This is a genomic window from Mycobacterium sp. RTGN6 (genome assembly GCF_033804605.1).
Lineage (GTDB): Bacteria > Actinomycetota > Actinomycetes > Mycobacteriales > Mycobacteriaceae > Mycobacterium.
Genome location: NZ_JAPZKZ010000009.1, coordinates 342,713 through 358,109 on the forward strand (window position 1 = coordinate 342,713; position 15,397 = coordinate 358,109).

A 15,397-nucleotide genomic window follows, 5' to 3' on the forward strand; every position below is an offset into this window, starting at 1 on the left:
GGGCAATACACCTCGAGGTGTATCGTGGTGTCGTGGCGCGCACCAACATCGACATCGACGACGAACTCGTCGCCACCGCAATGAAGATGTATCGGTTGGATTCCAAGCGCAGCGCCGTCGATTTGGCGCTGCGCAGACTCGTCGGGGAGCGGGTCTCGCCCGATGAGGTGCTCGCGATGCGCGGTAGCGGATTCGACTACACCAACGACGAGGTCGAGTCGTTCTCCGACGGCGACCTACCCGATTAGATGCTCGTCGACACCTCGGTGTGGATTGAACTGTTCGCGGGCTCCGACTCGGCGGCTGAGCGCTGGCTGGTTGAACGCATCCGCGCCGACGATCCCGTCATCGTCCCGGAGGTCGTGCTGATGGAACTGTTGATCGGCACGACCGACGAGTCCAAGGCTTCCGTACGTCAGCAGCGAATGCGCCGGTTCTCCATCGAGCCGCTTGCGCCGATCCGCGACGCCGAAGACGCGGCGGCCATACATCGCCAGTGCAGGCGCAACGGCGAGACGGTGCACAGCATGATCGATTGCCTGGTGGGCGCGATGTCGCTCCGGCTCGACATACCGGTGGCGCATCGGGACCGGGACTTCGAGATCATTGCGAGGCACTGCGGTTTGCGGACGATTTCGCTGCTCTGAGCGCGATTCATCGGCCGCATTCTGTCGGTGACGCGGACGTAACAGTCCTGGAACTTGGCGTTCCTAGTGTGGGCCGGTCACGCCTGCGAAACGGTTGCGGGCGCACGCGGGATAGGAACTCCATTGAGCGGAAACGCAGTCCGTCTGCAGGCGATCAACAACGTCGAGGCGTACGTGCCTCCAGCGATCAGCTTCGACCCCACCGAGGCGCCCGGCGAGATCTTCGGTACGAACGTCTTCACCAAGGCCGAAATGCAGCTGAGGCTGCCCAAGTCGGTGTTCAAGTCCGTCGTCGCGACCATCGACAAGGGCGCGAAGCTCGACCTGGCGATCGCCGACTCGGTGGCCTCGGCGATGAAGGACTGGGCGCTGTCCAAGGGTGCCACCCACTACGCGCACGTCTTCTATCCGATGACGGGTCTGACCGCGGAGAAGCACGACAGCTTCCTCGAGCCGGTCGGCGACGGCCAGACGCTGGCCGAGTTCGCGGGGAAGGTCCTGATCCAGGGTGAGCCCGACGCCTCCAGCTTCCCGTCGGGTGGCCTGCGCAGCACCTTCGAGGCCCGTGGTTACACCGGCTGGGACGTCACCAGCCCGGCCTACATCCTGGAGAACCCGAACGGCAACACGCTGTGCATCCCGACGGTGTTCGTGTCGATGACCGGTGAGGCGCTGGACTACAAGACCCCGCTGCTGCGCAGCCAGCAGGCGATGGGCGCGCACGCCGAGCGCATCCTGAAACTGTTCGGTCACGCGGATTTCGATCACATCGTGTCGTTCTGCGGCCCCGAGCAGGAGTACTTCCTGGTCGACCGGCACTTCTTCCTGGCCCGCCCGGACCTGATCAATTCGGGCCGCACCCTGTTCGGCTCCAAGCCGCCCAAGGGCCAGGAGTTCGACGACCACTACTTCGGCGCGATCCCCGATCGGGTACTGGGCTTCATGATGGACACCGAGCGTGAGCTGTTCAAGCTCGGCATCCCGGCCAAGACGCGGCACAACGAGGTCGCCCCCGGACAGTTCGAGATCGCGCCGATGTTCGAGCGGGCCAACATCGCCGCCGACCATCAGCAGCTGCTGATGACGACGTTCAAGACCATCGCCAAGAAGCACGGCATGGAGTGCCTGTTCCACGAGAAGCCGTTCGCCGGTGTCAACGGGTCGGGCAAGCACGTCAACTTCTCGCTGGGCAACGCGCAGTTCGGCAGCCTGCTGGTTCCGGGTGATACGCCGCACGAGAACGCCCAGTTCCTGGTGTTCTGCGCCGCGGTGATCCGTGCGGTGCACAAGTTCTCGGGCCTGCTGCGGGTTTCGGTGGCCTCGGCCACCAACGACCATCGCCTCGGCGCCAACGAGGCCCCGCCTGCCATCATCTCGATCTTCCTCGGCGACCAGCTCGCCGACGTGTTCGAGCAGATCGCCAAGGGCGCGGCCACGTCGTCAAAGGGCAAGGGCAGCATGATCATCGGCGTCGACACGCTGCCGGTGCTGCCGACCGACCCGGGCGACCGCAACCGCACCAGCCCGTTCGCCTTCACCGGCAACCGCTTCGAGTTCCGCGCGCCGGGCTCCGGGCAGACCATCAACGTGCCGATGATCATCCTCAACACGATCATGGCCGACTCGCTCGACTACATGGCCACGGTGTTGGAGAAGGCGGTCGGCGATGGCGAGGACTTCGACGTCGCCGTGCAGAAGCTGCTCACCGAGGTCATCACCGAGCACGGCGCCGTCGTGTTCAACGGTGACGGCTACTCGGAGAACTGGCAGATCGAGGCCGCCGAGCGTGGCCTGCCGAACCTCAAGACCACGCTCGACTCGATTCCGGAGTTGGTGAAGCCGGACGCGATCGAGGTGTTCGAGAAGTACGGCGTCTTCAACGCGCGCGAACTCGAGAGCCGCGTCGAGGTCCGGTACGAGATGTACGCACTCACCGTGGCCGTCGAGGCCAAGCTGACGCTGGAGGTGGGGTCCACGGTGATCCTGCCCGCGGCGATCCGCTACCAGACCGAACTCGCGCAGAACGTCGGCGCAATCAAGAAGGCGGGCCTGGAGCCGGACACGACGCTGCTCGAAGCGGTCACGACGCCGCTCTCGGCGCTGACGGGCGCTTTGGCGGCGCTCAAGACGGCGATGGCCGAGCACGGCGGAGACTCGGCAGCCGAGGAAGCCGCCCACGCCCAGAGCCTGCTGCCGTTGATGGACGCAGTGCGCGCGGCTGCTGACTCGCTGGAAGCCGTTGTGGCCGACGACCTGTGGCCGCTGCCCACCTACCAGGAGATGCTGTACATCCTCTGATCGGTTTGGCCTTCGCCGAAGGTACGGTTGTTGACGCCGCTACTCGCGAAACGCGTGCAACAACCGTACTTTCGGCGGCGAAATTCGAAACCGCGCAGCGGGCGCGTCAGCTGACGAGCGATGCCGACGAGGCGCGCCGCAGCTTGCCCGACGGTGTCTTCGGGATGATGCCCGGCCCGAGCACCACCACGTTGCGCGGCCGCATCTCGACCTCGGCCACCACCTCGTGTGCGACGTCGTGCTTGATGCGGCGCACCTCGTCGACATCCTCGAACGCATTGGATTCGACGGCGACGGCGAATGATTCGCGGGTGTCGCCCGCGTCCAACCGCACCGCGACCGCGCAGCCCGGCCGCACCCCCTTCACCCGACTGGCGGCGCGTTCGATGTCGGTGGGATAGATGTTGCGGCCCGCCATGATGATGACGTCCTTCACCCGGCCGCACACGACGACGTGGCCATCCTCGGTGAGGTAGCCGAGATCGCCTGTGTCATACCATCCTTGGTCGTCTTGGGCTTCGATGAAACCGCCCTTGGTGATGTAACCGTCGGTCACGGGTTGGCCCCGTAGTTCGATCACGCCCACCGCGCGCGAGGGGAGGAGATTGCCGGAGTCATCGATGATCCGTGCTTCGAGTCCCGACAACAAGGGGCCGAGGGAGGCGAGCCGCGTCGTCTTGCTGCCCTTGTTCGCGGGGATCGCAAGCCGCAGGGCGGCCAGCAGGTCGGTGTCGACCTCGTCCACCACCAGCCCGCCACCGCACTTCGAAAACGACACTGCGACGGTGGTTTCGGCCATGCCGTAGGCCGGGAGCATGGCGCTGGGGCGCAGTCCGAACGGCTGACCGGCGTCGATGAGATCCTCCACGTCGGCAGGCTCGACCTGCTCGGCTCCCGACAGTGCCCACCTCAGCGTGGAGAGGTCGAAGTCGCCGGGCTTGGCATTTCTGCGCAGCCGCTTGGCCAGCAGAACATAGGCGAAGTTCGGCGCGGCGGTCATCGTGCCGTCGTACTTGTCGATGAGGCGAGGCCACAGCAGGATGTCGGTGAGGAAGTCCATCGGTGTGAACTTGACCAGTTCTACGCCGAAATACATTGGCACCGTGAGGAATCCGGTCATGCCCATGTCATGGAACAATGGCAGCCAGCTGACGATCACGTCAGCGTCCGTGTCGACTTCCGCCCCGACGAACATCGCCTCGGCGTTGGAGACGAGATTGTCGTAGGTGATCTGCACGGCCTTGGGCGACCCGGTCGACCCGGAGGTCAACTGCATGAGCGCAATGTCCTCCTCGGCGGTCTCGAGTGGCTTGATCGGTGCCGCTTCGAGGAGCTTGGCCACCGTGAGCACCGTGAGCCCGTGTTCCTCCAGCACCGGCACAGCGGCGAGAAACGGTTCGGAGACGATGACGGCCTTGGCGGCGATCATGTCGATGACACCGATCGTGTCCTCCGCCCACGACACGAGGTCGGTGCGCGGGGTCGGTTGGTGAAGCATCGTGATGCTCGCGCCACGCATCCACAGGCCCTGCGCGGTCGGGGCGATCTCCACTGGAGCGCCGGCGAGCACACCGATGGCGTCACCGGGGCCGACACCCGCGGCGGCCAGTCCGCCCGCCACCCGACGGGCGCGTTCGTGTACCTCTCGCCAGGTGTGGCGGACGGGGCTGTGGGGTTCGCCCGTCACCATCCCCTTGAGACTCCAATGGGCATTGGCGTACATCGTGTTGGTGAAGCGGCTCACGCGCGATCCTCCCGAATAATCGCAAATCCCGGGGTCCGGAGGATCGGCGGATGCCAGCGCGAATTATTCTAAGGGCATAACGGGACTTACCTGGCCTGGACCCGCGGTGTGCTCACGGCGACACGACCAGGACGGTGTACTCGATGCCTCTGGACGAATGACGGCAAACTTCGCTGAATCCGAGCCGTCGCGCGACTTTCAGGCTGCGTTCGTTCCACGACTGGACCGCCGCCCTTAGTCCCAGCGTGGGATGCACCTCGTGCAGGTGCTGCTTGACGACGCGCCCGAGCTCGCTGCCCCAACCTTTGCCGACGAGCGCCGGGTCGAGCCCGATGCCGACGTCGAGAAACCGAGCATCGGGCTCGAGACCAGGAACGCGGGCGGCCGCATCGACGCAGAAGAAGCCGTGCAGGACGCCGTCTGCGTCGACGATCGCCGAATACATTTCGAGTTCGTCGACGATCGCGTCGATGCTCGCCAGGTCATAGCTCGCCCATCGGCCGTCATAGCGCCACCCGGCGATGCTTGCCGCGTCCTGGCGCGTCAGTGCGCGGACGCGGAATGTGACAGACGGTCGCCCAGACTGCGGCCAGATCGCGATATCAGAGGATTCCACGATCTGTCAGCAGTCTCGGCGCAGCGTTTTACTGGTTCTGGGGGAAACCGAGTTCGATGCCGCCGTGGCTGGGGTCGAGCCAGCGTTGGGTGATGGCCTTTTGCCGGGTGAAGAACTGCACGCCGTCCATGCCGTGGGCGTGGCTGTCGCCGAACAGGGAGGCCTTCCAGCCGCCGAAGCTGTAGTACGCCATGGGAACCGGGATCGGCACGTTGATGCCGACCATGCCGACCTGCACCTCGTTCTGGAAGCGCCGGGCGGCGCCGCCGTCGTTGGTGAAGATCGCGGTGCCGTTGCCGTACGGGTTGGAGTTCACCAAATCGAGTGCCTCGTCGTAGGTCTCGACGCGCACGACCGACAGCACGGGGCCGAAGATCTCGTCGGTGTAGATGCTCATCTCGGGGGTGACCTGATCAATCAGCGTCGGGCCGAGCCAGAACCCGTCCTGCCCGCCGTTGGCCTGGACGTTGCGGCCGTCGACGACGATCTTCGCACCGTCGGCCTCGCCGGCATCGATGTAGGCCGCCACCTTGTCGCGATGGGCCTTGGTGACCAGCGGGCCCATGTCGGAGTCCTTGGTGCCGTCGCCGATCTTCAACGGCGTTGTGCGCTCGGCGATCTTGGCGACGAGGTCGTCGGCGATCGGACCGACTGCGACGCACGCGCTGATGGCCATGCAGCGTTCGCCCGCCGAGCCGAAGCCGGCGTTGACCATCGCGTCGGCGGCCAGATCGAGGTCGGCGTCGGGCAGGATCACCGCGTGGTTCTTGGCGCCACCGAGCGCCTGCACCCGCTTGTCGTGGGCGGTGCCGGTGGCGTAGACGTATTGGGCGATCGGGGTGGACCCAACGAAGGACACCGACTTGACGGCCTTGTTGGTCAGCAGTTCGTCGACGGCGGTCTTGTCGCCTTGCAGCACGTTGAACACTCCGGGCGGCAGGCCGGCCTCGGCCCACAGCTTGGCGATCCACAGCGATGCGCTGGGGTCCTTCTCCGACGGCTTGAGCACCACGGTGTTGCCGGTGGCGATCGCGATGGGGAAGAACCACATCGGCACCATGGCCGGGAAGTTGAACGGGCTGATGACGCCGACCACGCCGAGCGGCTGACGGATCGAGTAGACATCGACCTTGGTGGAGGCGTTCTCGGTGAACCCGCCCTTGAGCAGATGCGGGATACCGCAGGCGAATTCGACGACCTCCTGGCCGCGGCTCACCTCGCCAAGCGCGTCGGAGACGACCTTGCCGTGCTCGGCGGTGATGAGCTCGGCGAGTTCGCCCTTGCGCTCGTTGAGCAGCTCACGGAACGCGAACAGGATCTGGGTGCGCTTGGCCAGCGACGTATCGCGCCAGTCCGGGAAGGCGGCCGCCGCAGCGTCGATCACCTTGCGCGCATCCTCGACGGTGGCCAGTGCGACCTCGCCGGTCACTTCGCCGGTCGCCGGGTTGGTCACCGGTGCGGTGTTGGTGCTGGTGCCCGCGAACGGCTCGTTGTTGGTCCAGTGTGAAATCACGTTGCTCATGGTCATCTTCCGTACTTGGTGACGTACTCGGTCATGGTCTTCAGTTGGTAGCGGGACACTTCCTGCGCGGTCTCGTCCTCGGCGAAGACCGACGACACCATCACGGTATCGGGCCGATCGTAGAAGCCGATTTCGGCCAGACCGCCGAAGAACTCGTCCCAGTCGACGTCGCCGTCGCCGATCTTGAGGTGCTGGTGCACCCGCACCGGGTTGCCCGGCGGATTGGTGATGTACCGCAGGCCGTGGCTGCGGTGATGGTCCATGGTGTCGGCGACGTGCACCAGCCGCAGCTTGTCGCCCGCCGCGCGCATGATGTCAATCATCTTGGTGCCCATAGTGCCCCCCATATGGAACGTGTGGCACGCGACGTACACCATGCCGACGTTGGGCGAGTTGACGCCGCGGATGATGCGCACCGCCTCCATCCCGTCCTCGACGAAGTCGTCGGGGTGCGGATCGATCCGGACATCGATGCCCTCGCGTTCGAAGATCGGCAGCAGGTCCTCCATCGAGCGGAAGAACGCCCGCTCGGACTCCTCGGCCTTCTCGGGACGGCCGGAGAACTCGGTGTTGATCACGTTCACGCCGAGGTCGACGGTGATCTGGATGACGCGCTTCCAATTCCGCACCGCCGCTTCGCGGGCGTCCTCGTCCGGTCCAGACCACCGCAGTACCGGCAGCACCGACGCGATGCCAACGCCGGCGTCGGCGCAGGCCTTGCGGAACTTGGCCACCAGGTCGTCATCGGCCCTCGGGTGGTTGAAGAACGGGATGAAGTCCCGGTGCGGGGTGAGTTGCAGGTGTTCGAAGCCGAGTTCGGCGACCAGCTTCGGGAAGTCGAGCAGGTCGAAGTCGTGGTGGAACGGCGTGGGGTCGAGGGCGATCTTCACGTCACGCCCCCTTGATCGTCGCGCGGTCGACCATCTTGACCTCGACGGGCAACCCGCTCTTGAGCGACTCGACACCCGCCTCGCACACCGCCGATGCGGCATAGCCGTCCCAGGCGTTCGGTCCGTCGACGTTGGTGCCGGCGTGAACGGCGTCGACCCAGCGCTGGAACTCGGTGTCGTACGCCTGCCCGAACCGCTCGCGGAAGCCCGGCGTGAGCTGTCCACCCCACGTGCCCGGTGCACCCTTGCGCACCAGACCGACGTCGAGACCGATCATCGCGCTGCCCTTCTCGGCGACGACCTCGGTGCGTACCTCGTAGGCGACGCCGGTGGTGACGAAGAGTTCGACATCAACATGGATGCCCGTGGCTGTCCTCAAAATCGCGATTTGCGGATCGGCGAGTCCTTGCGGTGCACCGGGATTCGGCGCGGGCTTGACGATCTGGATCGAGGTGATCTCCTCGTCGAACAGGAACCGGGTCACGTCGACCTCGTGGACGAGGGAATCCCGCACGACCATCGCGCTGTCGAACGAAGGTGGCACGGCTGGGTTGCGGTGGGCGCAATGCAGGACTAGCGCGCGACCGAGGTCGCCCGAGTCGATGAGCGCCTTGAGTTGGGCGTATTCGTGGTCGAACCGCCGCATGAAGCCCACCTGAATGAGCCGCTTGCCAAGCTCGGCTTCCCGCTTGACAACCTCCAAAGACGTTGCGACGTCGGTGGTCAGCGGTTTCTCGCACAGCACCGGCTTGCCGTGCTCGAGGCACGCTAGCAGCTGCTTCTCGTGGGTGGGCCCTGGGGTCGCGAGCACGACGGCGTCGACTCCTGCCTCGGCGATCGCGTCGAGCGGATCGGCGATGGCGCGGCACGCCGGGATGTCGGCGGCGATCTGCTCGGCCTTCTCGGTGACGTAGTCGTTGACCACGGACACTCGGGCACCGGAGATCCTCGAGGTCAGCCGAGCGACGTGGTCGGCGCCCATGACGCCCACCCCGAGGACGGCTACACGCAAGTCGGACATGTCTTTTCGATCTCCTAGTTGAAGCGGACGGACGGGACGCCGCAGGACCCGAGGTACTTCTGGGTGCGCTGGGCGATGGGCAGTGGAGCGTCGGCTTCGCACGGATACATGTCCTGCTCGACGATCGCGAACACGTCGATGCCGAGCCGTTCGATTTCGGCGAGCAGCGGCGGCATGTCCGGAATCCCAAGAGGCGGCTCGATCATCGCACCGAGCTTGACGGCCTCACCGAATGGCAGGTCCTCGGCCTCGACCTTCGCGCGGACCTCGGGATCGACCTGTTTGAGGTGCAGGTAGCCGATGCGTTCGGGCGCGCGCTGGATGATGGCGATGTTGTCGCCGCCGCAGTAGCTGATGTGTCCCGTATCCAGGCACAGGTTGACGAATTCGCCGTCGGTGCCGTCGAGGAACCGGTACACGTTCTGCTCGGTGTCGACGTGGCTGTCTGCGTGCGGGTGGTATTGCGCACGCACGCCGTACTTCTCGAACATCGCCTTGCCGAGTTCGTTCATGCCCTGGGTCTTCTTGCGCCACTGCGCGGGCGTCAGGTTGCGGTCCTCGAGCACCGCACCCGTCGCCGGATCACGCCACATCTCGGGGATGACCACGACGTGCTTGCCGCCGACGGCTGCGGTCAGCCTGGCGACGTCCTCGATCTGGGTCCACACGGCGTCCCACGAATCGTCCTGGTGGAGATGCTCGAAAACCGTTCCCGCCGAGAGTTTGAGGCCGCGCGCGCCCAGTTCGTCGGACAACTTCTGCGGATCGGTGGGCAGGTAACCGAACGGACCGAGTTCGATCCACTCGTAGCCGGACGCCGCGACCTCGTCGAGGAAGCGGGTGTACGGCGTCTGCTGTGGATCGTCCGGGAACCACACGCCCCAGGAGTCCGGCGCGGAACCAACGAGAATGCTTGCCATGGTGGTTCTTGTCCTCTAGCGATCGGAGGGGCGAATGTGGGGGCGCTGGATGGTCTTCCACTCGGCGTAGGTCTGATACGCGGTCTGAGTGGATTCGAGTGCGGACACCTCGCTGACAGGGACGTCCCACCAGGACTCGCTGTCGGGGGCGGGGATCAGCGGGTCGGTCTCGACGTGGATGACCGTGGTGCGGTCGCTGGCCTTGGCCACCTTCACCGCATCGCCGAACTCGGCCGCCGTCGCGACCTTGACGACGTCGACGCCCAGGCTGGCCGCGTTGGCGGCGAGGTCGATCGGAAGCTTTCCGCCGTCGAGCCTGCCGTCGTCGCTGCGGTATCGGTACGAGGTGCCGAACCGCTGCGAGCCAAGGGCTTCCGACAGCGAGCCGATGGAGGCGAAGCCGTGGTTCTGCACCAGTACGACGATGACCTTGATGCGCTCCTGTACGGCGGTCACCAGCTCGGTGGCCATCATCAGGTAGGAGCCGTCGCCGACCATGACGAACACGTCGCGGCTGGTATCGGCCATGCGGACCCCGAGCCCGCCCGCGACCTCGTAGCCCATGCAGGAGTAGCCGTACTCGACGTGGTAGCCCTTGGGATCCCTTGTCCGCCAGAGCTTGTGCAGGTCGCCCGGCATCGAGCCCGCGGCACAGACGACGACGTCGCGCGGATCGCTTAGCGTGTTCGCCAGGCCGATCACCTGGTTCTGGTTCAGCGCCACGCCGTCCTCGACGGCGTAGGCCGCGGACACCGTGTCGTCCCACTCCTTGGCCAGGGCGGCGGTGCGCGCTCGGTAGTCATCGCTCACCGCGTAGTCGCCGAGGGCAGCCCCGAGTGCCTCGATGGCCTCGCGGGCGTCCGAGACGACGCTGATGCCGCCCTGCTTGACCGAGTCGAGCGATGCGACGTTGACGTTGACGAACTTCACGTCCGGGTTGTTGAACGCAGTCCGCGACGCAGAGGTGAAATCGCTGTAGCGGGTGCCGATTCCGATCACGACGTCGGCCTCGGTGGCCAGTGCGTTGGCGGCCGTGGTGCCTGTCGATCCGATCGCGCCGACGCACTGCGGGTGATCGTATGACAGCGCGCCCTTGCCGGCCTGGCTCATCCCGACCGGAATCCCGGTGTGCGCGCAGAACGCGGCTAGCGCGTCGGTGGCGCCCGAGTAGACGACGCCACCACCGGCGACGATCAGCGGCGTGCGCGCCGAGCGGATGACCGCGGCGGCACGTTCGATCACGGAGCGTTCCGGCAGTGGACGGGCGACGTGCCACGTGCGTTCGGCGAAGAGCGATTCCGGCCAGTCGTGCGCCTCGGCCTGGACGTCCTGGGGGATCGCGACGGTGGCGGCGCCGGTCTCGACCGGGTCGGTGAGCACCCGCATCGCGCCGAGTAGCGCGGCGGGCAGCTGCTCGGGCCGCCACACCCTGTCGAAGTACCGCGACAGCGGCTTGAACGCGTCGTTGACGGTGACGTCGCCGCTGGCGGGAAGCTCCAACTCCTGCAGCACAGGCGAACTCGCGCGGGTGGCGAACGTGTCGGCGGGCAGCAACAGTACCGGCAACCGGTTGATCGTCGCGAGCGCCGCACCGGTCAGCATGTTGGTCGAGCCGGGACCGACGCTGGCGCTGACGGCCCAGGTCTGCAGGCGGTCCTTCTGGCGCGCGTAGGCGACGGCGCTGTGCACCATGGCCTGCTCGTTGCGGCCGAGCACGTACGGCAGCAGCGGCTCGGTGCCCGCTTCTGCCGCGGATACCTCGTCCTCGAGCAGCGCCTGGCCGAGCCCGGCCACGTTGCCGTGGCCGAAGATGCCGAAGCAGCCTGCGAAGAACTTGCTGCGGTCGTCGTCGCGCTCGACGTACTGGTTGCCGAGGAAGCGAATGGTCGCCTGCGCCACGGTGAGTCGGATGGTCGGCTCGGAATCGGGCGTCTTCTCGGCCCGCTTCGGTGCGGTGGAAACCACGATCAACCTCCTCTTGGGTCGTGCAGGGGCAGGCGGGGATCCACGGCCTGGTCGGCCCAGGTTCCGCGGAGCCAGGCGTGCTCCGGATCGTCGACGATCTTCCAGGCGCGCTCGGCGCCCGGTCCGGCCATGACGTTCAGGTAGTACATGTGGTAGCCGGGCGCGGCGACCGACGGGCCGTGGTAGCCGTGCGGTACTAGGACGACGTCGCCGGTGCGCACTTCCTCGAGCACCTCGATGGGCCGGTCCGGCGTGCCGTACACGCGGTGGTAGCCGAAGCCCCTGCTTCCGTCCGGGCCGCTGGCGATCTCGAAGTAGTAGATCTCCTCGAGTTCACTTTCGGTCGGGGTGTTCTCGTCGTGCTTGTGCGCGGGATAGCTCGACCAGTTGCCTCCGGGGGTGATGACCTCACAGGCGATCAGCGAGTCGGCCTCGAAGACGCCTGCGGTGCCGAAGTTGTGCACCTGGCGGCTGCAGTTGCCCGCACCACGCAGTTCGACGGAGACGTTCGCGGCGGCGACGCGCCGGTTGGGGAACGGGCGCCTGGCGCGGGCCCCGCAGATCGCGAAGCGGCCCTCGCCGGCGATGACGTACGTCTGATCGATGCCGAGGTAGACCATGTCGGCCGGGCCGTCGAACACCGAAGCGCGCGGCGACAATTCGAACGTCGCGCCATCGCATTCGACGGTGCCGCCGCCGGTCAGCGGCAGAATCATCACCTCGGTGTCAGCGGTGTGAAGTTCAGCGGTCTGGGTGTCGTCGAGCTCGATTACCTGCAGCGATGATTCGCTCCAGCCGGCTGACTCCGGGGTGACGTCGACGGTATACGGCAGGGTGGCGCTGCGGGCCGGGATATAGAGCTTGCTGTGCACTGCTCACCTCACCATCGACGCGGCCGTGGCGACGGCGGAGGCGACGTCGTCATCGGGCGGGTACAGCAGGGTGCGGCCGACGATCAGTCCGCGCACCGATGGCAGCGCGAGCGCCTTCTCCCAACTGGCGAAGGCCTCGTCGGGGTCGGCGGGGTCGCCGCCGAGCAGCAGCGTGGGCAACGTCGTCGCCTCCATCACCCTGTCCATCTCGTCGACGACGGGCAGCTTCATCCACGTGTACGCCGAGGTCGAACCGAGCCCCTGACCGATGTGGATCGACTTGATTACGGCGTCGGGGGAGAGGTCGTTGCGCACCTTGCCGTTGACCCGGCTGGACATGAACGGTTCGAGCATCGCGATGAGGCCGAGTGCGGCGAGTTCGTCGACGGCCTGCGCGCACGCCGTCATCGTGGCGAGGGTGCCGGGGTCGTCGAGATCGATGCGGCACAGCATCTTTCCACCGTTCATCTTCGCGGCGGCGGTGGACGCGGCGGTGGCCGCCGTCATGCGGTCGTCTAGTTCGAAGCTGGCCCCAGCCAGCCCACCGCGGTTGAACGACGAGAACACCACCTTGTCCTCGAGCGCGCCAAGCAGCAGCAGGTCATCGAGGATGTCGGACGTGGCGAGCACGCCGTCGACGCCGGGGTCGGCCAATGCCGCGCGCAGTCGGTCGAGCAAGTCGACGCGGCTGTTCATCGCCGTCGGGCGGTTGCCGACCGCGAGCGCGCCGCGCGCCGGGTGGTCGGCGGCGACGATCATCAGCCTGCCGTTGCCCCGCACGGTCGGTCGCGTGGTGCGGGAGTTCCACGCCTTGGCGACGGCGCCCGGATCGGCGGCCCGCAGCTCGGTGACGTCGCTGTAGTCCTTGCACGTCGGGCTAGACATTGACGGCCCCAACGGCGGTCAGCTCGGCCAATTCGGCGACTTCGTCGGCCCGCGGCATCGCAGTCGAGCACTCCAGCCGTGAGGCCACGATGGCCCCGGCGGCGTTGGCGTAGCGCAGGGTCTTCTCCAACGGCCAGCCGCGCAGCAGGCCGTGGATCAGGCTGCCACCGAAGGCATCTCCGGCGCCGAGACCATTGATCACATCGACGTCGTTGGGCGGCACGGTGACCGAACTGTGGCGGGTCTTGCCGAGCACGCCGCGGGGTCCCTGCTTGACGATCGCGAGTTCGACGCCGAGGTCCAGCAGCGCGTCGGCGGCCTTGTGGGGATTGGTCTCGCCAACGGCGATCTGGCACTCCTCGCGGTTGCCGACGGCGACGGTGACGTGGCCGAGCGCACGCTGGACCTGCTCGGTGGCCGCTGCGGGGGAGTCCCAGAACATCGGCCGGTAGTCGAGGTCGAGCACCGTCAGCGGCGCCCTGTCACGAGCGGTCCAGGCCGCGAAATGTGCACTGCGGCTGGGCTCTTCGGACAGTCCGGTGACGGTCGACCAGTACAGGCGGGCAGCCCGGATCGCGTCGGCGTCGAGCTCGTCAGGCTGGATCTGCAGGTCGGGAGCCGACGGCTTGCGGTAGAAGTACAGCGGAAAGTCGTCGGGCGGGAAGATCTCGCAGAACGTGACGGGGGTGGGGTACTCGCCGTGCACGGTGACGTAGCGGTTGTCGACTCCGAGCCGGGCCAGCTCCGCGCGGACGAACTTGCCGAACGGATCGGCGCCGACGCCGGAGATCAGCGCGGTGCGGTTGCCCAATCGCGCGGCAGCTACCGCGACGTTGGCGGCGCTTCCCCCGAGGAACTTGCCGAACGTCTCGACGTCCTCGAGGCCGACGCCCGTCTGCAGGGGGTAGACGTCGACGCCGCTGCGCCCGATGGCGACGACGTCGAACGGTTCGGCGCTACTCAATTTGGCTCCCAAGAAATCGCGGGCGGTACTTGCCTAAGACTGTGCCTCGCGTCACTCCGCCCTGTCAATAGTTTGTCCTGACATTCTGACTTACAATCAATCCGGTGTTACCATGCAGCTACTCTTTCTGATCACCGCCCGAGATCGGAGTGGACGTGCCACTGGCCGTTGAGCTCGACAGGTCCAGCCCTGTCCCCCTCTACTATCAGCTTGCCCAAGCGATCGAGGCCGCCATTCGCAACGGCGAGCTGGCGCCAGGCGATCGGTTCGAGAACGAACTCGCGCTCGCAAGCCGACTGACCTTGTCCCGGCCGACGACGCGACGCGCCATCCAGGAACTGGTCGACAAGGGAATGCTGGTGCGCAAGCGCGGCGTCGGCACCCAGGTGGTCCAGAACCCCGTCCATCGCCGGGTTGAGCTCACCAGTCTGTTCGACGACCTGGTGCGAGCGGGCCAAGAGCCCACCACGGAACTGCTTGAGTACCGCACTGGCGCCGCGGGCGAAGAGATCGCCGGTGAGTTGAACCTCGATCGCGACCACGAGGTGGTCACCATCCAGCGCCTGCGCTGCGCCAACGGCGAACCGCTCGCGGTCATGACGAACTACCTGCCGATCGAACTGGCCCCCGCCGCCGACGAGCTCGAGGGCAACGGCCTCTACCAGGCGCTTCGCGCCCGCGGCGTGCACATCCGGTTGGCCCGGCAACGCATCGGGGCCAAGCCTGCGACCAAGACCGAAGCCCGGTTGCTCGACGAGAAGGCGGGCGCGCCGCTGCTGACGATGAGCCGCACGGCGTTCGACGACTCGGGCCGGGCCGTCGAGTTGGGTAACCACTGCTACCGGGCTGCCCGGTACTACTTCGAGACGACGCTCGTCGACCGCTGAGTTGGCGCTGCGCCCGCCCCACGTTGAGATAGCGCTGACGGCGGGTGCCACTCGCCTTGAACTCAAGTGATCGCTGCAACACCTGAATTGTTTTGGGGTGTTGTTCGATGGGGTTTCGCAAGCATGGCTGCAATCAGGTGCCGGAGTCGGCGCGTGAGGATTTTCT

At 66.5% G+C, this 15,397-nt stretch carries 14 protein-coding genes; 4 read left to right on the top strand and 10 right to left on the bottom strand.

Annotation, left to right across the window (positions count from 1 at the left end; translation table 11 throughout):
• Positions 1-32 precede the first annotated feature (32 nt).
• The 3 genes from SLQ33_RS23220 (at position 33) to SLQ33_RS23230 (ending at position 2,945) form a co-directional block, all read left to right on the top strand.
• Positions 33-248, top strand: a complete 216-nt coding sequence (locus SLQ33_RS23220) for a type II toxin-antitoxin system VapB family antitoxin (protein WP_319456220.1) — start codon at positions 33-35, stop codon at positions 246-248.
• Entirely contained in the window at positions 249-647 is a 399-nt protein-coding gene (locus SLQ33_RS23225) for a PIN domain nuclease (RefSeq protein ID WP_319456221.1), read from the top strand.
• A gap of 123 nt (positions 648-770) precedes the next feature.
• Positions 771-2,945, top strand: coding sequence for a glutamine synthetase III (locus SLQ33_RS23230; RefSeq protein ID WP_319456222.1), 2,175 nt, complete (start codon positions 771-773; stop codon positions 2,943-2,945).
• A gap of 106 nt (positions 2,946-3,051) precedes the next feature.
• Here SLQ33_RS23230 and SLQ33_RS23235 read toward each other — a convergent pair whose 3' ends face one another.
• The 10 genes from SLQ33_RS23235 to iolC form a co-directional block, all read right to left on the bottom strand.
• On the bottom strand, positions 3,052-4,689 hold the full coding sequence (locus SLQ33_RS23235) for a fatty acyl-AMP ligase (RefSeq protein ID WP_319456223.1): 1,638 nt from the start codon (positions 4,687-4,689) through the stop codon (positions 3,052-3,054).
• A gap of 112 nt (positions 4,690-4,801) precedes the next feature.
• Positions 4,802-5,305, bottom strand: coding sequence for a GNAT family N-acetyltransferase (locus tag SLQ33_RS23240; protein ID WP_319456224.1), 504 nt, complete (start codon positions 5,303-5,305; stop codon positions 4,802-4,804).
• A gap of 28 nt (positions 5,306-5,333) precedes the next feature.
• Positions 5,334-6,827, bottom strand: a complete 1,494-nt coding sequence (locus tag SLQ33_RS23245; protein ID WP_319456225.1) for a CoA-acylating methylmalonate-semialdehyde dehydrogenase — start codon at positions 6,825-6,827, stop codon at positions 5,334-5,336.
• 2 nt (positions 6,828-6,829) lie between these two features.
• A complete protein-coding gene (locus SLQ33_RS23250) occupies positions 6,830-7,717 on the bottom strand; it encodes a sugar phosphate isomerase/epimerase family protein (RefSeq protein ID WP_319456226.1) in 888 nt (295 codons plus the stop codon).
• 1 nt (position 7,718) lies between these two features.
• On the bottom strand, positions 7,719-8,738 hold the full coding sequence (locus SLQ33_RS23255; RefSeq protein ID WP_319456227.1) for a Gfo/Idh/MocA family oxidoreductase: 1,020 nt from the start codon (positions 8,736-8,738) through the stop codon (positions 7,719-7,721).
• A gap of 14 nt (positions 8,739-8,752) precedes the next feature.
• Positions 8,753-9,658, bottom strand: coding sequence for a sugar phosphate isomerase/epimerase (locus tag SLQ33_RS23260; RefSeq protein ID WP_319456228.1), 906 nt, complete (start codon positions 9,656-9,658; stop codon positions 8,753-8,755).
• A 15-nt stretch (positions 9,659-9,673) separates the two neighbouring features.
• On the bottom strand, positions 9,674-11,623 hold the full coding sequence (gene iolD, locus SLQ33_RS23265; RefSeq protein ID WP_319456229.1) for a 3D-(3,5/4)-trihydroxycyclohexane-1,2-dione acylhydrolase (decyclizing): 1,950 nt from the start codon (positions 11,621-11,623) through the stop codon (positions 9,674-9,676).
• Positions 11,624-11,625: 2 nt separating this feature from the next.
• Positions 11,626-12,495: a 5-deoxy-glucuronate isomerase gene (gene iolB / locus SLQ33_RS23270; RefSeq protein ID WP_319456230.1), complete on the bottom strand. Its 870-nt coding sequence runs from the start codon at positions 12,493-12,495 to the stop codon at positions 11,626-11,628.
• 3 nt (positions 12,496-12,498) lie between these two features.
• Positions 12,499-13,380: an aldolase gene (locus SLQ33_RS23275; protein WP_319456231.1), complete on the bottom strand. Its 882-nt coding sequence runs from the start codon at positions 13,378-13,380 to the stop codon at positions 12,499-12,501.
• Complete coding sequence (iolC, locus tag SLQ33_RS23280) at positions 13,373-14,344, bottom strand: 5-dehydro-2-deoxygluconokinase (protein WP_319456232.1); 972 nt, start codon at positions 14,342-14,344, stop codon at positions 13,373-13,375. The genes SLQ33_RS23275 and iolC overlap by 8 nt, the downstream gene beginning before the upstream one ends.
• A gap of 149 nt (positions 14,345-14,493) precedes the next feature.
• Here iolC and SLQ33_RS23285 point away from each other — a divergent pair, with 149 nt between their 5' ends.
• Positions 14,494-15,231: a GntR family transcriptional regulator gene (locus SLQ33_RS23285; RefSeq protein WP_319456233.1), complete on the top strand. Its 738-nt coding sequence runs from the start codon at positions 14,494-14,496 to the stop codon at positions 15,229-15,231.
• Positions 15,232-15,397 lie beyond the last annotated feature (166 nt).

Excerpts from the sequence above, each read along its gene's own strand:
- SLQ33_RS23225 (WP_319456221.1), top strand. The coding sequence starts at position 249 with ATGCTCGTCGACACCTCGGTGTGGATTGAACTGTTCGCGGGCTCCGAC.
- SLQ33_RS23275 (WP_319456231.1), bottom strand. The coding sequence starts at position 13,380 with ATGTCTAGCCCGACGTGCAAGGACTACAGCGACGTCACCGAGCTGCGG.
- SLQ33_RS23245 (WP_319456225.1), bottom strand. The coding sequence starts at position 6,827 with ATGAGCAACGTGATTTCACACTGGACCAACAACGAGCCGTTCGCGGGC.
- SLQ33_RS23260 (WP_319456228.1), bottom strand. The coding sequence starts at position 9,658 with ATGGCAAGCATTCTCGTTGGTTCCGCGCCGGACTCCTGGGGCGTGTGG.
- SLQ33_RS23255 (WP_319456227.1), bottom strand. The coding sequence starts at position 8,738 with ATGTCCGACTTGCGTGTAGCCGTCCTCGGGGTGGGCGTCATGGGCGCC.